The following is a 24,217-nucleotide window of genomic DNA, read 5'->3' as shown; positions in this document are numbered from 1 at the left end:
TTGAGAATGAATAGGTTACTTCGCCGCCTTGCTCAGCGCCCATATCTGCTTATGCGTGTTATCCGGACGGGCAAGGCCGAGATTCTCGCGAAGCGTGGTACCTTCGTATGCGGTACGGAACAATCCGCGGTTCTGCAGTTCCGGCACCACCTTGTCGACGAAAGTATCGAGGCCGGACGGGAAGAGGGGAGGCAAGATGTTGAAGCCGTCGGCCCCGCCTTCCGCTAACCATTTCTCGATAAAATCGGCAACCTGAATGACCGAACCGGTGAACGAAACATGGCCGTGCCCGGCATAACTGCGGCTCAGGAACTGCCTTATGGTCATATTGTCGCGGCGGGCAGCGTCAATGACAACTTCGTGACGGCTTGTAATTCCGTTGTTCGAGAAGCCATAGGGCTTCGATTTATCGACCGGAACCGGCGCGTCAAGCGGATACTCGGAGAGGTCGACCGTAAAATAATTAGACAGCCGCTTCAGCGATTTGGCGGAATCGACCAGATTGAACAGCTCATCTTCAAGGTCGCGGGCTTCGGCTTCCGTATCGGCAACGATTGGGCTGAGTCCCGGCATGATGAGCAGCTGATCCGGCGTTCTCCCGTACTTGGCCAGCCGGGATTTGACGTCCGTATAGAACTCCTGCGCGGCTCCCAGCGTCTGTTGGGCCGTGAAAATCACTTCCGCCGTACGGGCGGCCAGCTCCTTGCCGCTCTCTGACGAGCCGGCTTGAACGAGCACCGGATAGCCCTGCGGCGGACGGGGGATGTTCAATGGCCCTTTGACGTTGAAGTATTTTCCGGTGAAATTGATTTCGTGCACTTTGTCCTGATGAAGCGTCACATCGGTCGACCTGTCGTAGACCAGCGCGTCTTCTTCCCAGCTATCCCACAGCTGCTTCGTCACTTCGACGAACTCCGTGCCGATATCGTAGCGCGTCTCGGGCTCGGGATGGCCGGGTTTGCCGAAATTATCGGCATCCGACTGCGAATGGCCCGTTACGATATTCCATGCGGCGCGGCCTTTACTAATATGGTCGAGCGACGCGAACTTGCGGGCGACATGGTAAGGATCGTTGTACGTCGTACTGACGGTGGCAATGAATCCGACATGCTTGGTCAGCGCCGCAAGTGCCGACAACAGCGTGAACGGCTCCAGCCTTCTGCCAAGTCCGGAGTAGTTGTCCGCCGTGAATAACGAATCGAACAGTCCCCGCTCGGCGATCTTCGCAAGCTCTGCATAATACTCCAAACCAAGATCCGCCTTGGGATCGCTGGATTGATGCTTCCACGCACCTGCATGATGGCCTGCTCCGCGAATAAATACGTTAAAATGCGCCTGCTTTTTCGTCTTTCCCTTGTTAGCTCCCAAACTAATCACCTCAGATTTCCGGGCCCGCTGCCGAGAAGGACATAAAAAAACCGGATCCACGCTAAATAGCCATGGATCCGGTTGTCCGGTCTCTAACACTGGGTAATCCCATCGTTTTACTCGAAATACTATAGGATCATGTGCCAATCGTCAATGTCTATTTTTTTTCAAAGTTTCAGCCATTGAGGTTGACAATATCTAGGAGCCGTTGTTATAGTAAGACCCAAGTTGAACGAAAGCATATAAAATTCATCGGATTTATTGGTTATAGCGATTTCAGCCAAATAATCGACCGTACACTCGGAGATATCTGCTCAGGTTTCTTTATGAAACCAGCCGGATATCTCCTTTTTTTATTTGGGATACGGGAACGAGGATAGGGGGATAGGAATGGCGGGCTTGCAGATTAATCATCTTTATAAGCGCTATGGTAAAGATAAACATCCGGTCGTGAAGGACTTTCATATGACGATCCGAGATAAGGAATTCATCGTATTCGTCGGTCCGTCCGGCTGCGGCAAGTCAACGACGCTGCGCATGATTGCCGGTTTGGAAGATATTTCGGAGGGCGAAATCATCATCGACGGCCAGGTGGTCAACCATCTGCCGCCGAAGGACCGCGACATCTCGATGGTGTTCCAGAATTACGCGCTGTATCCGAACTTAAGCGTCTATGAGAATATCGCGTTCGGACTTCGGATGCGAAAGCTGCCAAAGCACGAAATCGATCTGGCCGTGAAGAAAGCCTCCCGCATTCTGGAGATCGAGCCTTATCTGAACCGCAAACCGCGACAGCTGTCGGGGGGACAGCGCCAGCGCGTCGCCCTCGGCCGGGCGATCGTCCGCAACCCCAAGCTGTTTCTCATGGATGAACCTCTCTCCAATCTGGATGCCAAGTTGAGGGTGTCCATGAGGATGGAAATCATTAAACTCCATCAGGAGCTGGGCAGCACGTTCATCTACGTGACCCATGACCAGGTCGAGGCGATGACGATGGCCGACCGGGTCGTCGTCATGCGCGACGGCATCATTCATCAGATCGACACGCCCGAGCAGATTTATTCGTACCCGGCCAATACGTTCGTTGCCGGGTTCATCGGATCGCCTCAGATCAATTTCATTCGGGGCAAAATCGAAGAGAATGCGCTTGGCGTGCTCGAATTTCATACCTCTCGGTTCAAGCTTCCGATTCACGGCGACAACGCGGCAGCGCTTCGGGCGCACAAGCAAATCGATAAACAAGTCATCCTCGGCATAAGGCCCGAAAACATCAGCCTCGAAGCGCTTTTCTCGGAAGCCGTCATCACGGGCACCTATCGCTTCGCCGAGCTGATGGGCGCCGACCGCTATCTCTACCTGGATATCGGGCAGGACAATTTACTCATCGCGCGCGTCAGTCCGTCGGTTCATTTCGAAGCGAACGAAACGGTAAGACTGGGACTCGACACGTTGAAGATGCTGTTCTTTCATCAGGAAACCGGCGAGCGGTTTTCATCCTAAACCACGCCGGAAGGGGAGAGCATGTTGAAAACACGATTATGGAGGAAGGCGGGGGCAGTCGTGCTGGCTGCCGGCTTGCTGGTATTCTCCGTTCAGGCTGTGCTGCATTTCAGCAGTCCGAACGGCAGGGATGCGGTTGCGGCGGCGGCTAATGTGGATGATGCCTTGAATACCCCGCCGCCTGCCGGCACCGGCCCCGCAGAGGGAGAACTTACGTATGCCCAGGCTTTAATCGCCTGGAAAAGCGAAGGAGTCCCAAGCGCGAAGACCGTCGTCACCGTTGACGCGGGAAGCCCGCAGACGGTTTCAAATGCCGAAAGGCTCTCGACCGGCGAATACGGCGGCAAGGCAGGTGTACTGCGCTGGGACTCTCCGGACAAGGAATGGGCTGAATTCAAGACGGTCGTCCCGGAGGCGGGGTTGTACGAAATTCGCCTTTCCTACAAGCCGTTTACCGACGACGGCAGAACGGCTCCGATTCTGTGGGAAGTGAAGATCGACGGCAAACGGCCGTTCGCGGAAGCCTCATCCGTTGCGCTGTACCGTACCTGGCAGGATGTCCGGCCGATCTTGAAGAACGGCGACGGCGATCAAATCCGTCCGAGATCGAAGGACATTTCCGCCTGGAGCGTCAAGCCGCTGGTCGATTCGGCAGGTGCTTACGCCGGACCGCTGCAATGGTATTTGCCTGAGGGAGCCCATACGATCCGGTTCTCGGGCTATGAGCCGCTGGCGCTCGAGCGCATCGAACTGGCGCCAAGCGAAACGCCGGCCGGTTACGAGGAAGTCTCCGCCGGTTATCCGGCAAGCGAGGCTAAAGGCGAGGAACCGATTACGATCCAAGCCGAAGATTTTGCCTATAAGAACGATACGGCCATCAAATTATTCTCGGACCGCAATCCGCGCAGCGTGCCAAGAGCCAAGGGCCGGATTACGTACAATACGGTCGGCGGCGCAAGGTGGGTCGAGCAGAACCAAGAAATCACGTGGGACTTCGAGGTATCCGAGAGCGGACGGTACAAATTCGCTTTCCGCGTGCTGCAGAACGTCGTTTCGCAGAAAACGTCGTTTCGGACCGTTCGCGTCGACGGCAAAGTTCCGTTCCGGGAGTTTCAGGCTTACGAATTTCCTTATTCGCCAAGCTGGCAGGGACAGGTGCTGGAAGAAGCAGACGGCAGCCCTTACGAAGTCTTCCTGGATACAGGGAAGCATACGATTTCGCTGGCCGTCACTCATGCCCCCGTCGAACCGGTCATTGCCGCAATCAAATCGGTGTCGCAAGAGCTCGATGCGGTCGATTGGGAATTGCGGGCCTTGACGGGAGCGGTCGTGGACCGCAACCGAACCTGGATCATGGAACGGGATTATCCGGAGATGCCGGATAAGCTGCAGCGCATCGCGGATCGGTTGGAGCTGCTGTCGCAGACGAGCGTGCGGATCAACGGAAACAAAGATTCCGTAAGCCAGGGAATGGACACGGCAGCCAAGGACATCCGTTCGCTGCTCAAGAAGCCGGAGGAAATTCCGTATAACGTCGCGGAAATCGCGTCGATCCGGGAGAAGCTGAACCTGTTCATCGAGACGCTGCTGAAGCAGTCGCTCCAGCTCGACGAAGTCTACGTGGCCCCGATCGGGGCTGACTTTCCCGATATGAAGGCGTCTCTATGGAACAGACTGTGGGGCGGCATCCAAAATTTCACTTACTCATTCGATAGCAGGGACAGCATTACGAAGCTCGACGAGAAGAAGCTGAATATCTGGGTCCAGCGCGGACGCGACTACGTCGACCAGCTGCAGCAGCTGGCAGACGAATCGTTCACGCCGGAAACCGGCATCGAGGTGAAGGTCAATTTGCTCGCGAATCCCGAGCTGCTGCTCATGTCCAATGCCGCCGACGTTCAGCCTGATCTCGCGCTCGGATTAACGCAGGATTTGCCGGTCGATCTCGCCATTCGGGGAAGCCTTGCGAACCTATCCGAATTCGAAGGGTTCGACAAGCTTTACGAACAATTCAGTCCCGGTTCCTGGCTCCCGCTCAACTATAACGGCGGGCATTACGGCACGCCGGAAACGCAATCGTTCCAGGTGCTGTTCTACCGGGAGGATATTCTGAACAAGCTCGGCATCGCGGTTCCGCAGACGTGGGAAGAGGTCTACGATATCCTGCCGACGCTGCAGCAGAATTATATGAACTTTTATATCAATCCAATGCAATTCTCGCAATATTTCTACCAGAACGGCATCGATTTCTACGAACCGGACGGATTGAAGACCGCGCTGGACAATCCGGACGCGTTCAAGGCGTTCAAGCAATGGACGGATCTGTTCAATACGTATGCGATCGAGAAGGAAGTGCCGAGCTTCTATCAGCATTTCCGCGACGGCACGATGCCGATCGGCATCTCGGATTACAACATGTACGTGCAGCTCGCGGCGGCTGCGCCGGAGCTGAACGACCGTTGGAAGATTGCCGAAATACCGGGCGTCGAACAAGCGGACGGTACGATCTCCCGCTGGGCGGGGGGCGGACAGCGCACCGACGTCATATTCAAGCGGTCGGCGAAGAAGGAGCAGGCGTGGAAGTTTCTGCAGTGGTGGTTGTCCGCCGACGTTCAGCAGCAATACGGAGCCGACCTTGAAGCCATTAACGGCGTCGCGTTTCGCTGGAATACGTCGAACGTGCAGGCATTCAGCCGCTTGCCTTGGAAACGGGAGGACGCCGAAGTGATCTTGGAGCAATGGAGATGGTACAAAGATATTCCGAACGTTCCCGGGGGCTATTACCTGGAACGGGAAGCGAATAATGCCTGGAACCGGTCGGTTATCGGCAAGATGAACTACCGGGCTTCGCTGGAGCAAGCCGTGCGCGACATCAACCGGGAGCTCCGCAGGAAGCAGGAGGAATTCGGTTTCATCGATGCCGACGGCAAGCGGCTGAAGCCGTTCAAGCTGCCGAATGTCGACAAACCATGGGAAGGGATCGACCGCTATGTTAAGTAGATTATTGTCCTATCGGACGGCATACCGGGTAACGGCAAGCCGTGAGAAGGAGACGAACGTCATCCTGAGCAAGCTGTGGTCCGCCCGGACGTCGTATTTGTTCATCGCTCCATTCATGCTGATCTTCGGCGCCTTCATCGTCGTGCCGGTCGTCATCGCCATCGGCCTGAGCTTTACGTATTACAACGCGGTCGAGCCGCCTCGGTTTATCGGATGGAGCAATTTTCAATATTTGATCTCGCAGGATCTGCTGTTTTTGAAATACGCGCTTCCGAATACGTTCAAATTCGCGATCATCGTAGGGCCGGGCGGTTATATCGCGGGGTTCATCGTCGCCTGGCTCATCTCGCTCTTGGGCAAAAACATCCGCAAGTGGATCGCCTTGGCAGTCTACACGCCTTCGCTCACGATCGGAATCGCGATGACGGTCATTTGGCTGCCGCTGCTGTCCGGGGATCGGATCGGTTACCTAAACAGCTTTCTGCTCAGGCAAGGCTTAATCGACGTGCCGAAGCTGTGGGTGACCGACCCCGCGCTGCTCATGAATTCGATGATCGCCGTGTCGTTATGGTCGAGCATGGGCGTCGGTTTTCTGGCGATGCTGGCAGGCATATTGAACATTGACCCCATTCTGTACGAGGCCGGTCGTATCGACGGCATCCGAAGCAAGCTGCAGGAAATCTGGTATATCACGATTCCTTCGATGAAGCCTCAGATGCTGTTCGGCGCCGTCATGGCGATCGTCACGACCTTCAAGACGGGAGCGATCGGGGTGGAGCTGTCGGGCAAAAACCCGACGCCGGAATACGCCGGGCATTTGATCGTCAACCATATTCAGGATTTCGGCTTTATCCGTTTCGAGATGGGCTATGCGGCGGCGATTTCGGTCTTTCTCCTGCTGCTCATGTACGCATCCAATAAGCTCGCTTGGGGATTGTTCGGAAGCAAGGAGGAGTAATCATGCTGAAATCATTCTCCGTATCGAGAATCGCGTTTCATCTGGCCATGGCCGCCTTCGCGGCGTTCATGCTGATTCCAATCATTTATATCTTTAATCATGCGTTCAAGCCGTATCACGAGCTGTTCGTCTATCCACCGAACTTCTTCGTCAAGGAGCCGACGGTTCAGAACTTCATCGAGCTGATGTGGGTCACGTCGAATTCGATCATTCCGCTTTCCCGTTACTTGTTCAACAGCTTCCTGATTACGGCCGTGACCATCGTGTCGGTAACGGTCGTCAGCTCCTTATGCGCCTATGCGCTCGCCAAGCATGAATTTCCGGGCAAAAGATTGGTGTTCTCGTCCATCGTGCTCATGCTCATGTTCGCGCCAGAGGTCGTCCAGATCCCGCGCTACTTGGTGGTCAGCCAGTTGGGACTGATGAACACGTATCTGGGGCATGTGCTGCCGATGGTGGCGCTGCCGGTCGGGGTCTTTCTGCTCAAACAGTTTATGGACCAAATTCCGTCGGCGCTTCTGGAAGCCGCGCGCATCGACGGGTCGACGGAGTTCGGCTTGTTCTTGAAAATCGTAATTCCTGTCTGCATGCCGGCCGTCGCGACGGTCGCCATCCTGTCGTTTCAGAATTCATGGAGCAACCTGGAGACCTCGACGTTCTTTATGCAGGACGACGACATGAAGACATTCCCGTTCTTCCTCTCCACGCTGACGAACAATTTGGCGAACAACGTCGCCAGGCAAGGGGCGGCGGCGGTCGCGGCATTAATCATTCTGGTGCCGAACTTATTGTTCTTCATCATCCTGCAGCGGAAGGTCATCGATACGATGGCGCATTCGGGAATCAAATGAGGAGGGAGGGCGCATCATTGAGCAGGCGATGGCATTGGAGTACAACAACGATGATCATGCTTGTCGCACTTCTGGCGGTGTCGCTGTTTCCGCCCGCGGCAAGCGCATATTCCCCGTACCAAACGTTCTATAAGGACGGGTACGGGCAGCTCGTGCAAATTCAGAACGCCTATCAGCCGGAGGGGATGCTCGGGCCGGATATCGGCGCAGACAAGGCAGCTCCTCAGAAAGCGGCCGTCCAAACCGCGGCGGCCGGCGAAGCGCCGATCGGCACGCTCAATCAACCGCAGGATCTGTTCGTTGACGGCAGAGATCATATCTATATCGCGGATACGGGAAATAACCGGATCGTGCATCTGGATGAACAGGGGCGATTGGTTCGTTTCATCGAGGTCAAAGAAAGTCCGCTCAGCAGCCCGAACGGTCTGTTCGTGGATCAGAACGGCGATATTTACGTGGCGGATACCGGCAACCAGAGGGTCGTCAGGTTGGATGGGCAAGGAAAGCTCCTGCGCGAGTACAAACGGCCGGATTCGCGATACTTGCCGGAGTCGTTCAAGTACGAGCCGACGAAGCTGGTCGTCGATAAACGCGGTTTTCTCTATATCACGACGTTAGGCGCGTTCCAGGGGTTGCTCCAGCTCGACCCGGAAGGCCGTTATCAAAGCTTCTTCGGCTCCAATAAAGTGAAGTTCTCGCTGTTCGATTCGTTTAAACGGGCGTTCTATACGAGGGAAATGTATAGCAGGGAGCTAAGCAAGCTGCCCGGGGCAATCGTGAACGCGGCGATCGATCCGAGCGGTTTCATCTATACGGTAACCAAGGAAATCGACAATGAGCAAGTGAAGAAATTCAATATCGCCGGATTGGATCAGCTGGAAGGAGGCGGCGAATTTACGCCGGCTTCAGGCAACAAGTCGTTCGGCGAGACTGCCTGGTGGGCGCACCGGAAAGCCGAGCCGCAGCTGCAGGATATCAGCGTCGATGCGGACGGAAACTTTACGGTCATCGATTCGCTCTATAATGCCATCAGCCAGTATGATGCCGACGGAAACCTGCTCTTCTTCTGGGGCAGCGACGAAATCGAGGGAACGACGAAGCTCGGGCTCGTCAAGACGCCGGCCTCGATCGCGACGACTTCGACGGGGGATTTATTGGTGCTGGACAGCGTCAACAGCCTTATTCAGCGGTTACGGCTGACCGAATACGGTTCTCTGGTCCATCAGGCGAACAGGCTTACACAAGACGGCCGCTACGAGGAAAGCGAGCCGCTCTGGGCCGAGGTTTACCGCCAGAATGCCTACTATACGCCGGCCTTGATCGGGCTTGCGAAGTCAGCATTCAAGAAGGAGCAGTTCGAGCTGGCGGAAGACCTGTTTCTGAAAGCAGGCGTGAACAAAGGCTATTCGGACTCCTTTTGGCAGAACCGCCTCTTCTGGTTCCAGGAGCATTTCGGGTTTCTGATGAATGTCATTGCAGCGGCGGGGATACTCGGTTTCGCTGCCGTAAGGCTGTCGCGTAAATATGGTTGGGCCGCAGCGAGCTCCGGGCTGCTTCGCCCGCAGAGCAGGTTGTATGCACAGCTTCGGCATGTGCGGACACTTGTCAGGCATCCGATCGAAGGGTACCATGCGATCCGATACCAGAGCGGCGCAGGGCTTGCGAGCAGCTTGCTCATGCTTGCGCTCTCGATCGTATCTGCAGGCGTCATCAGCTCACAAACGAGCTTCATCTTTAATCCGAAAATTTATCTCGGCGTTAAGCTGGGGCCGATCTTGGTCCAGTTTGCCGCGCTTTGGCTCGGGTGGGTGGTAGCGAATTACTTGGTCAGCTCCCTGATGCGCGGGGAAGGACGGCTGCGGGATGTGTTTTATGGGAGTTCCTACGCCTTATTTCCGATTATTTCGATCGGTATACCCCTAACAATAATCTCTCATGGTTTCACGCTAAGCGAGGCGTCGATCTTCGGGTTTCTCGAGCTGGCGATGTACGCGTGGACGTTCTTGCAATTTTTCTGGATGGTGCAAGGGATTCACAACTACAGCGTCGGGGAAGCCATCCTGAACATCGTGTTTACTTTGCTGGCGCTGGCCATCATCGCGACGCTGATCTTTATTTTCTTCAGCTTGAGCGGGGAATTGATTAACTTTATTTATTCCATCTATCAGGAGGTGATCATCCGATGACCGGCAGCAGACTAAGGCTTTCCTTCCTTATAACGGGCATCGTGATCGTTGCCGTCCTGGCAGGGCTTGCTCTTCAATTCCATACGCGGGAAGACGCCGCTTCGGAAGGAACGGCAGCAGCAGCCGAGAGCGACAATTCCGCTGCGGCAGCCTCCTTCAAGCCCAAGGCGGGTACCGCCCCATTTAAATCGGAGCTTCCGGCTGACGGCAGGTTTCGTCAAATAGCCGAGAACGTGAACTTGACGCTTTCTGCCGACAAGGAAACCGGGCACTTCCGGGTCGTGAGCAAACAAACCGGCAAGGTTTGGTTCTCGTATCCCGATCCTGCCCAGTGGCCGAACGAGACGATCGGCGGAGCATGGAAAAATAATTTGCTTTCGCCCGTCATCGTGGAATACATGGATTTATCCAACTACAAGTCGGCGTCAAGAACGGTCGGCTTAGTTGATGAAGGCGGTTACGTTGAAGATTTCAAGGCGACGGAGAACGGCTTTGCCGTCACGTTTGTATTGTCTAAAGGCTCTATTAAAATTCCGGTCGAGGTGACGCTGAAAGAGGATAGCGTCGAGACAACCATCCGCGACGAGCAAATCGTGGAAGCCGGTAAGTTCAGCCTCCTGAACGCCAAGCTTTACCCGTTGTTCGGGGGGCAGTTCTCCCAAGGTCAGGACGGCTACATCTTCGTGCCGGACGGCTCAGGCGCGCTGATCCGGTTCAAGACCGACCGCGTCCTCCCGCAGCTCACGTTCAATCAACCGGTTTACGGATATGACGGTTCCTTCTATTTCGATCAGCCGAACCGCCAGCGGCTGTCGATCCCGGTATTCGGCCTGAAGTCCGGCGACCAGGCATTCGCGGCCGTCATCACCGAAGGGGCCGAATATGCCAACGTGTTCGCGGCTCCCTCCGGCTCGATTGGTCTGTCGAACTGGGTGACGGCCGAATGGCAGTACCGCAAACGCTTCTTCCAAAGCGTCAGCAAGAGCACGGACGCGGGTTTCTTCACGTACAGCGAGCAGCGGTTCGAAGCTCCTCGCCGTACCGTCCGCTATTACTTGCTGCCGCCGGATCAGAGCGATTACGTGGGCATGGCGGCCAAATATCGCGATTACTTGACGGCGGGCGGCGCGCTTCATCCGATTTCGGAGCCGAAGAAGGATATTCCGCTCTACATGGATATCGTCGGCGGCGACATCGAACAGGGCTTGCTCTTCGATTCCTATTTGACCGCCACGACGACGAAGGAAGCGAAGGAGCTGGTTGCAAGCATTTATGACCGGGGCGTTCATGACTTGGTCGTGCAGTACAGCGGCTGGCAGCAGGATGGGTACAGCACGCATGGCGGTTACTTTCCCGCGGAGTCGAAACTCGGCGGCAGCAAAGGCATGAGAGCATTTATCGATTATGCCCATACGCTGGACATCCCCGTTTATTTAACGGCCAATTATACGATCAACAATAACGGGGACGACGGCTTCTGGTATAGAAGGGATGGCCAGCGCGATCTCTCGGGCAACACGCTGTCCGCTAGAGAGGATACCTGGCTCGTGAGTCCGCGGTTTTACAGCAAGGTCATCGCCTCGGACCTAAGCGAGTACAAGAAGCTTGGCGCGGACGGCATCGTGTTCGACGGCGGCGGGATCGGGTATCAGCTGAACACCGATTTCAACGGCCGCTATGCGGCAAGCCGCGCAGACGGGATCGGCATTCAGCGCGATATTTTCAAGCAGGCGAAGGAAACGCTCGGTTCCGTCTCGGCCGTTAATGCCAACGCCTACGTATGGGAGGGGCTGAAGCACATCCCCCGCCTCGCGGATAGTTACTCCTTCGACGTGTTTGTCGATGAGGTGGTTCCATTTACGCAGATCGTGCTCCACGGTGCTGTAACGTACACGTCCGAGTGGGCGAACGTGAGACAGGAATCGCGGACCGAGTTTCTGCGCGGCATCGAATACGGGGCGTATCCGACGTACGTCTTCGCCGCGGCTCCGTCCGATAAACTGCGGCATGCGTATTCGATCTGGTATTACAGCCTGAATTACCGGGATTGGCTGGACAGTCTGTCGGAGGAATACGCGAGGGCGAACGAGGCGCTGCGCGATGTACAGGATAAGCGAATCATAGGTCATCGCTCCATCTCGGAGGACGTGAAGGAAACGACTTACGAAGGCGGACAGCGCGTAATCGTCAATTATGGAGCGAGCGCGTACGCGCAAGGCGAGCTTCGCGTGCCTGCGCAGGATTTTGCCGTAGTCAAGGGAGGGTTGGGTCCATGATGATTCGAAAGGCCAGGCTGCACGCATCGACGATCCGTAAAATCGAAGGCTCGATTTTCATCGCCCCTTGGATATTCGGCTTTCTCGCTTTCGTCGCGTTTCCGCTCGGTTATTCCTTGTACATGAGCTTCCACCAGGTTCGAATTACCGTCGATTCGGTCGTCTATACCTTTCTCGGCTTCCGCAATTACAAAGAAATTTTGGTTTCGAACGGGAGCCTGCTTTACGAGGATCTCATCCCGTTCCTGCGCGAGTCGATCATGATGATTCCGATCATTCTCGTCTTCTCGCTGCTGGTGGCGATTCTGCTCAACTTGAAATTTCCGGGCCGCACGCTGTTTCGCGTCATTTTCTTTCTTCCCGTCATTTTCTCGTCCGGACAAATCGTCCAGGAATTTATTAATCAAGGGGAAGGTTCGCTTAGCGTCCTGCAGTCGCTGCATATCGAAGAATACTTGAGAGAATACGTTCCCGCGTCATGGGCGGATCCGATCCAGACCGTCATGAGCTCATTCGTGCTGGTGCTCTGGTATTCGGGCGTTCAGATTCTGATCTTCCTTGCGGGGCGCCAGACGCTGCCGCCGTCGATGTACGAGGCTTCCCGCATTGACGGTTCCGGGCCATGGAACACCTTCTGGAAAATCACGCTGCCGGGACTCGTTCCCTACATTTTCCTGAATCTGATGTACACGGTCGTCGATTTGTTCACTTTCCCGTCCAACCCGATCATCAGCAAGGTGAATACGGCCAATTATGGCAGCTCCAGCGCGCTGGCCTGGATTTATTTCACCATTATCTTGCTGTTCGTCGGTTTGACGCTGCTGCTCTACAGCAGGGTGGATAAGGCGCTCTCGGGCAGCACGAGTCAATAAAAGGAGGCGATTCGCCAATGGCCAAAATCATAATCGAACGAGCAAGGCGCGCGCCATCCGCTGTGATTGACCGGATCGCGGCATTCGTCCGGTTCCGGCTGATCGGAGGCGAAATCGATAAAGGCCTCCTGTTCAAGACCGTCATGTACGTCATCTTGATTAACGTTGCCTTCATCTATATGAAACCGATTCTGTACATGGTCACGACCATGGTGAAGGATGCCCGGAACATTCTCGACCCGACGGTTATCTGGGTGCCGAAGAGCATCTTCCTTGGCCATATTCGGGAAGCGATGCGGCTGCTCGACTATACGAAAAGCTTGGCGATCAGCGTATCGCTCGCCGGCGCGGTTTCGGTGCTGCAGGTTTTCTCCTGCGCGGTGGCCGGTTATGCCTTTGCCCGGCTTGACTTTCCGTTCAAGCGCTTCTGGATGGCGATGCTGCTGTTCACGTTCATCATGCCGCCGCAAGTCATCATTCTGCCGACGATCATGATGTTCAAGAACTTCGGCTGGCTGGACACCGTGCTGCCCATGGTCATCCCCGCTATTTTCGGGCATGGCTTGAAGGGAGCGTTGTTCGTCATCATTTACCGTTCCTTCTATTCCACGCTGCCCAAGGAGCTGGACGAAGCAGCGAGGATGGACGGGGCCGGCGCGTTCAGGCTGTTCTTCCGCGTCATGTTCCCGCTGTCCAAATCCGCGATCGTCGTTGTCGTTCTGTTCTCTTTCGTTTGGAACTGGAATGATTTCTACTTGCCGTCGATCTTCATGTTCACGGCCGAGAACGTGCCGTTGTCCATCACGCTGGCGAGAATGGCGGCGGAGATGGCGCGGGCTGCGGGAGCAGGCGAGATGTCGGTCTACGAGGAGTCTATTAAAATGGCGGCTTCGTTCTTAATTGTGTTTCCGCTGCTCATCGTCTATTTCTTCGCGCAGCGCTGGTTTATCGAAGGGGTAGAACGAACGGGACTGGTCGAATAACGGCGCACGAGCAGCCGGCCAGGCAAGTTATAAGGAGGTGATCGGCATGTGTCGTCAACAGCGCTGTTCCGGAAGCCCACTTAGGTTGGCCGTGTCAGCGCAATGAAAGGCTAGTCTTGCAACTACTAAATTTATAGGCGGTGTCATGAGATGAAGAAAAAACTTACGATGGTCAATTTACTGCTGGCGGCTACTCTGTTGGCCGCATGCAGCAGCGGAGGAGGCAAGAACAACGGAGTGTCTGCCGGAGCGAATGAGCCGGCCGGTAACGGTAACGCAGCTTCGACCGAGGGCAGCACAGAGGGCGAAAACCAGAAAAACGAATCCGCAGATTATAAGAAGCTTGGCGACGAACCGCTGAAGCTCACGTTCTACAACACCAGCGGCACGTTCCCCGACGTCGAATTCAATACGCTGATCGCCGAACCGATCAAGAAAAAATACCCGAACGTGACGATCGAGCGGATCACGCCGGCGGCGGAAACGACCAACGAGGAAGTATTGTCGACGTATACCCCGGACATCATCTATTCGTCTTCATCCTCCCATCAACAGATCATTCGCACAGGAGCCTATGAAGATCTTCGGGAGCTCATCAAGCGCCACAATTTCGATACCTCGCGCATTAAGCCGATTCTGTGGAACTATATCACGGAAATTACGGCGGGCAAGGGAGACCAAATCTACGCGATTCCGTTTAACGCCAATCAGCACGTCTTGTACTACAACAAGGATATCTTCGATAAATTCGGCGTTCCCTATCCGACCGAAAAGCAGCTGACGTGGGATGAAGTGCTGGAACTGGGCAAGAAGCTGACCCGTACGGAAGGCGGCAAGCGTTATGTCGGCCTTTCCGTCGATAACCTGACCGGTCTGGCGAAGAGCCTGGGCCTGCCGTATTTGAACAAGGAAACGGGCCAGGCGGCGCTCGATACGCCGGAATGGCGCCGGGTGTTCGAACTGCAGAAGAAAATATTCGAGATCCCCGGCTATGTCGGGGCCGATAAAACATGGAATTACGGACGCGACCAGTTTATGAAGGACCAGAACGTAGCGATCCGCGTCACCTGGCTGGCCAACATGGTAGGACCGCTTGAAGAACTGCGCCAGCAAGGGGTCGAGTTCAACTGGGACATCGCGCCTGCGCCGAACTTCTCGGATCAGCTCGGCAAGACGAGGGAAGCCCAAATTCACTCGCTGTCCGTAAACAGCAAGAGCGAGCATAAGGACGAAGCGTTCCAAGTCATCGAGGAGATTTTGTCGGATGAAGGCCAGCGGATCCTCGCGCGAAACGGCCGTGTACCGGCCATTATCAACGATGACCTGAACAAAGAATACGGACTCGATATTCCGGTGCTGCAGGGCAAGACGGTACAGAACGTGTTTATCGGCGAGCCGCTGCAAGAGCATTATGTTCATCCGTACGAGCTGGATATCGGCAAGCGCCTGACCGAGGCGGCCGAAGATTTGGCGATCGGCGGCCTGGATGTCAACTCCACAATCCGCAAAACCGAGGAAGCCATTAATAAAGATGTCGAGACGCTCAAGACGACGGTCGGCACGCCATAAGAGACGACGGGAGTCCGGGGCCGATAAAGCCCCGGCTTTTGCAATGATGCCAAAGAATGATACAGGAAGTGAATGCTTGTTGAAAAAGCCGAAACTATTAAGCGATTATATGAAGTCCAAATGGGTTCTCTATGTCATCGCCGTCTGCGCCATCGGTACGGCTAACGTGATATTGGCGCGATTGCCGCGCACGATCGGCAGCTTCACGGATGAGCTCCACAAGGGCACGCTGGCCCAGGCCGATATTGCGCCATACAGCTTGCTGGTCGCGGCGATCGCGCTCGGATACGGTATCCTTGGCGGGAGCGGGCAGTTTCTGATCATGTATCTGGGACGGTTGTTCGAGCGGTTGACCAGGGGCAAGCTGTTCATTCAATTCACTCGGCTCAGCTTGAACAACTACTCCAAGTACGGGGTTGGTAAGCTGCTGAACTATCTGATCAACGACGTGACCGCTGTCCGGGAATCCATATCGATGGGGATCAATCATATTACGAACTCCTCGATTCTGCTCATTTCCGTAATCGTGTCCATGATGCTCAGCTCGATTCCGGCTTATGCGATTCTGATCAGCTTGATCCCGCTGCTCTTTATCCCGTGGTTCGTCGCATGGCTGGGACCGATTATCCGCAAGCGCTCCGTCCAAGTGCAGGAATCGCTCGGTAAAATGACGGAAACCGCAGCAGAGCAATTCAGCGGAATCCGGGTCACGAAGAAATTCGCGGCGGAAGCCATCATGACGGACCGCTTCGACGCGACGGTTGCCCAAATCCGCGACAACCAGCTTCAATTGGTGCGCGTTTCATCGCTTCTGCAGGCGGTCATTCCGTTTCTCGGCGCCTTGTCGATGATTGCCTCGATCGCCACGGCCGGATATTTGACCGCCAACCGGACGATCTCGCTCGGCGATTTCGTTACGTTGGTGCTCTACATCGGGATGCTGATCAATCCGCTTCAGCGAGTTGGCGACGTCATTAATGCGATGCAGCGCGCGCGGGCTTCCCTTGAACGTTTGAACGATCTGCTCGGCGTCGAACCGGACGTTCCCGATACCGGGACGTTTAAGTTGCAAGACCCGGCGCATGCAGCCATCGACATCCGCAAGCTGTCGTTCGTGTATCCGGACGGTTCCTCGCCGGTCTTGTCGGAGATCGATCTCACGCTTCCGCCCGGCATATCCGTAGGCATCATAGGCAAGACGGGAAGCGGCAAGACAACGTTAATAAAGCTGCTTCTCCGCATCTACGATCCTCCGGCCGGCACGATATTCGCGGATGGCCTGGATATTCGGAGCGTGACCTTGGAAAGTCTCAGAAGCAGCATCGGCTACGTCCCGCAGGACGGCTTCCTGTTCAGCACGTCGATCCGCGAAAATATCGGCTTCAGCAATCGCGGCGCGGCGCTGGAGGAGATCGAAAGGGCGGCATTGCAGGCGCATATCCATCAAGAGGTTCATGAGCTTCCCGATGGGTTCGAGACGAGGCTCGGAGAACGGGGATTATCGTTGTCCGGCGGCCAACGGCAGCGGGCGAGCCTTGCCCGCGGCTTGTTCAAGCAGGCGCCGATTATGATCCTGGACGACAGCGTAAGCGCGATCGATACGCTGACCGAGAAAGCGATCATCGATTCGCTGCGCGCCGAGCGGCAAGGCAAGACGACGATCATCGTTTCCCATCGGATCAGCGCGCTCAAGCATGCGGACCTGATTATCGTCATGGACGAAGGACGTATCGTCCAGCGGGGCACGCATGAGCAGCTCGTCGCGGCGGAAGGCGTCTATGCGCGTCTTTATGCCATTCAGGAGGAGGGGGATGCGGATGTCGAAAGCCATCGTTAACAATTGGCAGCAGGATCAGCGCACGGGCATCCAGCAGGATACCGACGCCGCGCTCGATTACGGCTCGGCCGTCAAAGCGCTTTATACGTACGCCAAGCCGCACCGATGGTCATTTGTCGTGCTCTTGTTCTTTATTCTGTTGTCGATCTCGGCCGATCTGCTGCAGCCTTACCTGGTCAAGATTGCCATCGATGACGTGCTGACCGCGGACCATGCGGATTTCCGGTCGCTGCTGCTGCTGTGCGGCATCTACTTCCTGCTGGCGGTTGCCGGCTTCGTGTTTACCTACCTGCAAAACAATTTGCTGCAGCGAATCGGGCAGAGCATCGTGGCCGGCATCCGCAGCGGCATGTTCAAGCACTTGGTGAAGCTGTCGGTTTCCTACTTCGACCGCGTATCGACGGGCAGCCTCATTGCGCACGTGTCGAGCGATACGGAAGGATTGAACCGGTTCTTCAATCAAGTATTGGCGAGCCTGCTTCGGGACGGCTTGACCTTGATTTTTATCGTCGTGCTGATGTTCAGGCTGGATGTTCGATTGACGCTGTTCAGCTTGCTGATCATTCCCGTGATCACGCTGATCGCCTACAGCTTTCGCGCTTATATGCGGGCGACGTACCAGCTCGTTCGAACCGCTTTGTCGCGGATGATCGCGTTCGCCGCGGAGAACTTGTCCGGGATGAATCTCATCCAAGTCTTTCATCAGGAGAAAGAGCAGCAGCGCCAGTTTACGGAACGCAACGATGCGTTTTACCGCACCAATTTGCGCGAAATCCGAACGATGGTGGTGTTCAACCGGATTTTCGACATCCTCGGCAACTTGTCCGTGGCGTTCGTCGTGTGGTTGGGGGGACGCGCGGTGTTAGGCGAACAGATCGAGTTTGGCGTGCTCTATGCGTTCATCACGTACATCCGCCAGTTTTTCCAGCCGATCAACTCCATTACGCAGCAGTGGAATACGGTCCAATCGACCATCGTGTCGGTGAATCGGATTTGGAGCGTATTCAAGGCGGCGCCGGATGTCCGCGATCCGGAAGAAGCCACGCCGGTCAAGCGGGCGTCGATCGCGGGCAAAGTGGAATTCGAAGGCGTCACATTCGGCTACAAGGAAGGCAGGCAGGTGCTGCATAAAGTGGATCTGAATATCCAACCGGGCGAAATGCTGGGCATCGTAGGCGCAACCGGAGCGGGCAAAAGCTCCTTGATCAGCTTATTGTGCCGGTTCTACGACGTGAAGGAAGGCAGCATCCGAATCGACGGCTTCGATATCCGCAAGCTGAAGCAGAAGAAGCTGCAGCGGATTGTCGGGCTTGTGCAGCAGGAGCCGTTTCTCTACTCGGGAAGCGTGCTCGACAACATCCGGCTGTTCGACGAATCGATCCCGGAAGAGACGGTGATCCGCGCATGCGAGCGAGTCGGCGTCGACCAGCTGGTGCGGCGGATGAAGGACGGCTACGCAACCCGGCTGACCGAGAACGGTACAGGGTTCTCATCCGGGGAGAAGCAGTTGATTTCATTTGCCCGCATCATTGTTTTTCAGCCGAAGATCTTGATTCTTGACGAGGCAACCGCCAACTTGGACTCGCACACGGAGCAGTTGCTTCAGTCCGCGCTTCGGGTCGTGTCCGAGGGCAGGACTACGCTGGTCATTGCGCACCGGCTGTCCACGATCCGCCGATCCGACCGGATCATCGTGCTGGATCAAGGCCAAATCGTGGAGGAAGGCAATCATGACGGATTGATGGAACAGAAAGGCTATTATTCCAGGCTGTATTTGAACGCGAGAGGTGTATTGGTATGAGAAGCGTTTATCGCATAGGCGTTATGGAAGGAGATGGGATTGGGCCCGAAATCGTGGCGGCTGCGCTGAATATCATCGCGGCGGCTGAGCGGCGTAGCGGGGCTGCGCTGCTTGATCCGGTGCCGCTGCCGATGGGGCTGCAGGCAATTCGGGAGTACGGCGACCCGTTGCCGCAGCTGACGAAGGAGACGTTGCTGGACTGCTGCGGCTGGATCATGGGACCGCATGATTCCGTATCGTATCCGGCAGAGCATCGTGCCGGGCGGAATCCGAGCGGGGAGCTGCGTCACGCCTTTGACCTGTTCGCGAATATCCGCCCTAACCGGACGATGTCCGGTATCGCCAGCGTGGCAAAGAGCGCAGATCTCGTCATTTACCGCGAGAACACCGAGGGCTTCTATGCCGACCGGAATATGGCGTCCGGAACGGGGGAGTGGCAGGTGACGCCGGATCTGGTCATCACGTCCGGCGTGTTTACGCGCCGGGCAGCCGAACGGATTGCCCACGCAGCCTTCCGGGCTGCGAGACTGCGCAGGAAGCGGGTTTCGATCGTTCATAAGGCGAACGTAATCAAGCTTGGTTACGGTTTGTTTCTCGGCGTATGCCGGGAAGTCGCCGCGCAGTACCCGGACGTAGAGGTGGACGATTACCATATCGATGCCGCTTGCGCCCGTCTGGTCCGCCGCGCCGCCGATTTCGACGTCATTCTGACGACGAACATGTTCGGCGACATCTTATCCGACCTTGCGGCCGAGCTAGTCGGCAGCCTGGGCATTGCGGGGGCTTTGAATGCGGGGGATAACTACGCGATGGCCCAAGCGGCGCATGGCTCTGCTCCGGACATTGCCGGAAGGGATATCGCCAATCCGATCGGAATGCTGATATCCTCGGCGATGCTGCTGGATTGGCTGGCCGCCCGCCACGATGATCGGCGCTTGTCGCGCGTCGCGTCGCGAATCTTGCGCGGTGTCGAGACTGCGGTCGCCGCCGGCGTCCGTACGGCCGATTTAAACGGGACAGCTTCCACAAGGGGGTTCGCGGAAGCTGTCATCGCTTTTATCGGAGAACAGGAGCGTTAGAGGATTTCGACCGGGAACAACTCGGTGGACAAGTAACGTTCGCCGGTATCGGGAAGCAGCACGACGATGGTTTTACCGGCATTCTGCGGTCGGTTCGCGATCTGACTGGCCGCAAAGACGGCAGCGCCGGACGAGATGCCGACGACCAGTCCTTCGCTCCTGGCCAGCAAACGCGCGGTATCGAGCGCATCTTCATTCGAGACGGTCACAATTTCGTCCGCGATGTGCCTGTGGAAGTTGTCCGGTACGAAACCCGGCCCGATCCCTTGGATTTTATGGGTGCCTTTCTCCCCGCCGGAGAGAACGGGAGAGCCGGCCGGTTCGACCGCAACGATTTGGACCGACGGTTTGCGTTGTTTAAGAACGTCGCCGACGCCGGATATCGTGCCGCCGGTTCCGACGCCGCCAACGAAGATATCGACCGCGCCGTCCGTATCCCGCCATATTTCTTCCGCCGTCGTTTTGCGGTGAATGGCGGGATTGGCCGGATTGCGGAACTGCTGCGGAATAAACGAGTTCGGTATGGCCGCCGCGAGCTCCTCGGCTCTCTTGATCGCGCCGGCCATGCCCGCGGCACCGGGCGTTAATACAAGCTCGGCCCCGAGGGCAAGCAGCATTTTTCTTCGCTCGATGCTGAACGTCTCGGGAAGCGTAATGATCAATTTGTACCCGAGCGCTGCCGCGGCGAACGCAAGCGCGATTCCGGTGTTGCCGCTTGTCGGTTCAATGATGACCGAGTCTTTAGTGATGACGCCGCGTTCTTCCGCGTCCTTGATCATCGCGTACCCGATCCGGTCCTTGACGCTTCCGGCGGGATTGAAATATTCCAGCTTGGCGATCAGAACGGCGCCGAGGTTGCGGTTGGCATTGAAATTTCTCAGTTCCAGCAGCGGCGTGTTTCCGATTAGTTGGGTGAGGTTAGTGGCGATCTTGGTCATATGCAGACACTCCTTTTATAGTGGATTAGGAAGGAAGCGAAGCTGCGGCGCCGGAGCGGATCCGATTCGCCGGACGTGGAAGGCCATAGTGCTCCCTTAAGGTCGTGCCCTCGTATGCGGTGCGGAAGATGCCGCGGTTTTGCAGCTCGGGTACGACCTTGTCGACGAAAATGTTGAGTCCGTGCGGGTAAATGGGGGGCATTAAGTTAAAGCCGTCGGCCGCATCCTGTTCGATCCACTGCTGAATAACGTCCGCAATCTCGATCGGGGTGCCGGTGTGTAGGAGGTGGCCGCGTGCGCCGGCGAGCCGGTTCACGACTTGGCGGAGCGTTAAGCTGGCATCGCTGTGCAGCATATCCAGGATGAGTTGATGCCGGCTCTTGCTGCCGTTGACGGAATCAATCCCTTTCGGGTCGATCAGTTGGGGGACCGGCTCGTCAAGCGGAAGTCCCGTCAAGTCGATGCCGAACCGTTCCGATAGCCGGGCTACCGCTTCATGGATATCGTGAAAAGCGTTCAGCTCATCCTCAAGCTCCTGCGCCTCGGCTTTCGTATCGCCGATAATCGGGCTGAAGCCCGGCAGGATGATCAGCTCGCTGTTCGATCTTCCGTACTTAGTCAGCCGGCCCTTTACATCGGCGTAGAACGCTTTTCCTTCGCCCAGCGTAGGCTGCGCCGTGAAGATGACCTCCGCGGTGCGCGCGGCCAATTCGCGTCCCGCCTCGGAGGAGCCGGCCTGCACGAGCACGGGATAGCCTTGGGGCGGCCTTGGAATGTTGAGCGGGCCCTTAACCTGATAGACGCTGCCCGAGTAATTGATTTCATGCAGCTTCTTCTCGTCGAACTGGATGCCGGCTTCCTTATCGAAGACGAGCGCGTCTTCTTCCCAGCTGTCCCAGAGCTGCTTCGTCACCTCAACGAATTCCTCCGCCCATTTGTACCGTTCCGAATGCTCCAGATGCGACTCTTTCCCGAAGTTGTACGCCGTCGCATCCGTATGGCCTGTCACAATGTTCCATCCCGACCGCCCGCCGCTGATATGGTCGAGCGAAGCAAATTTGCGGGCAACGTGGTACGGCTCATTGTAGGTCGTGCCTACGGTGCCGATTAATCCGAGGCGTTCGGTGACGACGGAGAGGGCAGATAGGAGCGTGAAGGGTTCCAGGCGCCGTCCGGTTCCGACATAGCCGTCAGCCATAAAGACGGAATCGAGCAACCCGCGTTCCGCGGTCTGCGCAAGACCTTTGTAGTAGGCGAAATCGAAGGTGAGCTCCGGCGTCGTTTTGGGATGGCGCCAGGCGGCGGCATGATGGCCGGCCTGCCGAAGAAAAACGTTCAAGTGCACTTGTTTGTTGGGTTTGCCCATCGTTATCCTCCTTATGAATGTATGTCTTGGCTCCCGTAATAACAAAAAGGAGACACAAGCGAACCTTGTGTCTCCAGGGGGCTGGTCAACTATTTATACTAATCCTAGCGGAATAATCAGCTATATCGTATCACCAACATGGAGTCGCGTCAACGCCGCAAAAAAAATGTTCTTCCACAAGTTGACATGCGTGGAAGTCGGTGCTATATTTTTAAGCACAGTATATTCATAGGATTACTAGTAATTAATCGACCGGACCACCGGAGAGACGCCAGACTTTGCGACTCTCCGGTTTTTTGTCTTAAATGGACGATACGGTCGAAGCAGCTGCCATCATTGTTTATTCCAAAACCTAATTTAAAGGAGCGTGCAGGCATGAGCATTTCATTGAAGAAGTTCGGAAGAACGGGTTTAAAAGTATCGGAGGTTGCGCTCGGTACGATGGCTTTCGGGCGTTGGATCGACGAGTCGAAGTCGGCGGAAGTGCTGGACACGGCGCTGGATGCCGGAATCAACTTTATCGATACGGCCGATGTCTACGGCAAAGGCACTGACCTAAGCAACCCGCAGGAGAGCGGTCAATCGGAGACGATTCTCGGCAATTTGCTGGGCTCCCGCCGAAACCGGATTATTCTGGCGACCAAGGTGCACGGCCGCGTCGGCAATGAGCCGAATGATCAAGGACAAAGCAGATATCATATCATTCGCGCGGTTGAAAACAGCTTGCGCCGCCTGAAAACCGATTATATCGATCTCTATCAAGTACACCGCTTCGACCGGGAAACGCCGCTTGAGGAGTCGCTGCGGGCGCTTGATGACCTTGTCCGTCAAGGCAAGGTTCGTTACATCGGGGCTTCCAACTATGCAGCTTGGCAGCTGGCGAAAGCGCATGGCATCTCGGCACAGCTGGGGCTGCACCGCTATGAGAGCATTCAGCCGGAGTACAGCCTGATCGCGCGGGGAATCGAACAGGAATTGCTGCCGTTCGCAGCCTCCGAACAGGTAGGGGTAGTCGTGTACAGCCCGCTGGGCCGCGGCTTGTTGACCGGCAAATACGAGTTCAACCAAGCGCCGCCGGCCGGATCGCGAGGGGCTGCGGGGGAAGCGAGAATTAAGCCGCTGCTCGAGAACGAACGAAACTTCCATATCGTTGAAGCATTGAAGCCGATTGCGGCTAGGAAAGGTTGGACGCTGGCTCAGCTTGCTTTGACTTGGGTCGTCAGCCAGCCGCAGGTCACGTCCGCCATTCTCGGGGCATCCAAACCCCAAAATATTACCGAATCGATTGCAAAGGTAGCGGAGAAGCTGACTGCCGATGAGCTTGCGGAAATCGACGCAATCACGCAGGGAGATTTCAATGTTTATAACGCGCTCCGCGAATCGGCTGCAGCCAAAGCTTAAGAGCAATAGGAATCATTAGGAGGGATTGCGATGACTAAACTGATAGCGGACGAGATCTGGCTAAACCGGATTCAGGAGCAGGTAAACGGATTGGAATACGGTTCGGTTCAAATCACTGTGCATAACGGAACGATCGTCCAGATTGAACGGACTGACCGTCAACGGTTTGAGAACAGTTCCTCCGGCAGTAAAAAGCAAGCTTCATCTAACCGGGCATAATAAAACTTAAAGG

At 56.0% G+C, this 24,217-nt stretch carries 17 protein-coding genes; 14 read left to right on the top strand and 3 right to left on the bottom strand.

Annotated elements, in window-relative coordinates; all coding sequences use genetic code 11:
- Window positions 1-15: 15 nt before the first annotated feature.
- Window positions 16-1,368 carry an LLM class flavin-dependent oxidoreductase gene (locus tag BM412_RS19085; protein ID WP_091221838.1) on the bottom strand — a complete coding sequence of 451 codons (1,353 nt, stop codon included), beginning with the start codon at window positions 1,366-1,368 and terminating at the stop codon, window positions 16-18.
- Between the two features lie 390 nt (window positions 1,369-1,758).
- Here BM412_RS19085 and BM412_RS19080 point away from each other — a divergent pair, with 390 nt between their 5' ends.
- The 12 genes from BM412_RS19080 to BM412_RS19025 all read left to right on the top strand — a co-directional run bounded on the left by BM412_RS19080 (window position 1,759) and on the right by BM412_RS19025 (window position 20,280).
- Window positions 1,759-2,868 (top strand): ABC transporter ATP-binding protein, encoded by a 1,110-nt coding sequence (locus BM412_RS19080; RefSeq protein WP_091221835.1) that lies wholly within the window; start codon window positions 1,759-1,761, stop codon window positions 2,866-2,868.
- A 21-nt stretch (window positions 2,869-2,889) separates the two neighbouring features.
- A complete protein-coding gene (locus BM412_RS19075) occupies window positions 2,890-5,868 on the top strand; it encodes an extracellular solute-binding protein (protein WP_091221833.1) in 2,979 nt (992 codons plus the stop codon).
- 115 nt (window positions 5,869-5,983) lie between these two features.
- Window positions 5,984-6,826 carry a carbohydrate ABC transporter permease gene (locus BM412_RS19070; RefSeq protein ID WP_091222937.1) on the top strand — a complete coding sequence of 281 codons (843 nt, stop codon included), beginning with the start codon at window positions 5,984-5,986 and terminating at the stop codon, window positions 6,824-6,826.
- Between the two features lie 2 nt (window positions 6,827-6,828).
- The gene (locus tag BM412_RS19065) at window positions 6,829-7,677 is read left to right on the top strand and encodes a carbohydrate ABC transporter permease (RefSeq protein ID WP_091221831.1); all 849 of its coding nucleotides are present in this window, start codon (window positions 6,829-6,831) and stop codon (window positions 7,675-7,677) included.
- 17 nt (window positions 7,678-7,694) lie between these two features.
- A complete protein-coding gene (locus BM412_RS19060; protein ID WP_256256448.1) occupies window positions 7,695-9,863 on the top strand; it encodes an SMP-30/gluconolactonase/LRE family protein in 2,169 nt (722 codons plus the stop codon).
- Window positions 9,860-12,139 carry a DUF5696 domain-containing protein gene (locus BM412_RS19055; RefSeq protein WP_091221825.1) on the top strand — a complete coding sequence of 760 codons (2,280 nt, stop codon included), beginning with the start codon at window positions 9,860-9,862 and terminating at the stop codon, window positions 12,137-12,139. The genes BM412_RS19060 and BM412_RS19055 overlap by 4 nt, the downstream gene beginning before the upstream one ends.
- Window positions 12,139-13,011, top strand: a complete 873-nt coding sequence (locus BM412_RS19050; protein WP_091222935.1) for a carbohydrate ABC transporter permease — start codon at window positions 12,139-12,141, stop codon at window positions 13,009-13,011. Before BM412_RS19055 ends, BM412_RS19050 begins: the two co-directional genes overlap by 1 nt.
- Before the next feature lie 17 nt (window positions 13,012-13,028).
- Entirely contained in the window at window positions 13,029-13,994 is a 966-nt protein-coding gene (locus BM412_RS19045; RefSeq protein ID WP_091221822.1) for a carbohydrate ABC transporter permease, read from the top strand.
- Between the two features lie 150 nt (window positions 13,995-14,144).
- On the top strand, window positions 14,145-15,563 hold the full coding sequence (locus tag BM412_RS19040; RefSeq protein ID WP_091221819.1) for an ABC transporter substrate-binding protein: 1,419 nt from the start codon (window positions 14,145-14,147) through the stop codon (window positions 15,561-15,563).
- 79 nt (window positions 15,564-15,642) lie between these two features.
- Window positions 15,643-17,400, top strand: coding sequence for an ABC transporter ATP-binding protein (locus tag BM412_RS19035; protein ID WP_091222933.1), 1,758 nt, complete (start codon window positions 15,643-15,645; stop codon window positions 17,398-17,400).
- Entirely contained in the window at window positions 17,381-19,201 is a 1,821-nt protein-coding gene (locus BM412_RS19030) for an ABC transporter ATP-binding protein (RefSeq protein WP_091221817.1), read from the top strand. Before BM412_RS19035 ends, BM412_RS19030 begins: the two co-directional genes overlap by 20 nt.
- A complete protein-coding gene (locus BM412_RS19025; protein WP_091221814.1) occupies window positions 19,198-20,280 on the top strand; it encodes an isocitrate/isopropylmalate dehydrogenase family protein in 1,083 nt (360 codons plus the stop codon). The genes BM412_RS19030 and BM412_RS19025 overlap by 4 nt, the downstream gene beginning before the upstream one ends.
- Here the strand turns inward: BM412_RS19025 and cysK are convergent.
- Both cysK and BM412_RS19015 read right to left on the bottom strand, forming a co-directional pair.
- Window positions 20,277-21,218: a cysteine synthase A gene (gene cysK / locus BM412_RS19020; protein WP_091221810.1), complete on the bottom strand. Its 942-nt coding sequence runs from the start codon at window positions 21,216-21,218 to the stop codon at window positions 20,277-20,279. The genes BM412_RS19025 and cysK overlap by 4 nt on opposite strands.
- Window positions 21,219-21,243: 25 nt before the next feature.
- Window positions 21,244-22,584: an LLM class flavin-dependent oxidoreductase gene (locus tag BM412_RS19015; RefSeq protein WP_091221807.1), complete on the bottom strand. Its 1,341-nt coding sequence runs from the start codon at window positions 22,582-22,584 to the stop codon at window positions 21,244-21,246.
- A 375-nt stretch (window positions 22,585-22,959) separates the two neighbouring features.
- On the opposite strand from BM412_RS19015, the gene BM412_RS19010 reads away from it, so the two are divergent.
- Together BM412_RS19010 and BM412_RS19005 are read left to right on the top strand one after the other, a co-directional pair.
- Window positions 22,960-23,985: an aldo/keto reductase gene (locus BM412_RS19010; protein ID WP_091221805.1), complete on the top strand. Its 1,026-nt coding sequence runs from the start codon at window positions 22,960-22,962 to the stop codon at window positions 23,983-23,985.
- A 30-nt stretch (window positions 23,986-24,015) separates the two neighbouring features.
- Entirely contained in the window at window positions 24,016-24,204 is a 189-nt protein-coding gene (locus BM412_RS19005) for a YezD family protein (protein WP_091221802.1), read from the top strand.
- Window positions 24,205-24,217: the final 13 nt, after the last annotated feature.

Origin of the sequence: Paenibacillus sp. BC26 (genome assembly GCF_900116125.1) — a bacterium.
GTDB classification, from domain to species: domain Bacteria; phylum Bacillota; class Bacilli; order Paenibacillales; family Paenibacillaceae; genus Paenibacillus_Z; species Paenibacillus_Z lignilyticus.
Note: the sequence above shows the minus strand (reverse complement) of the source record. Positions and strands in the feature narration are given on the sequence as shown.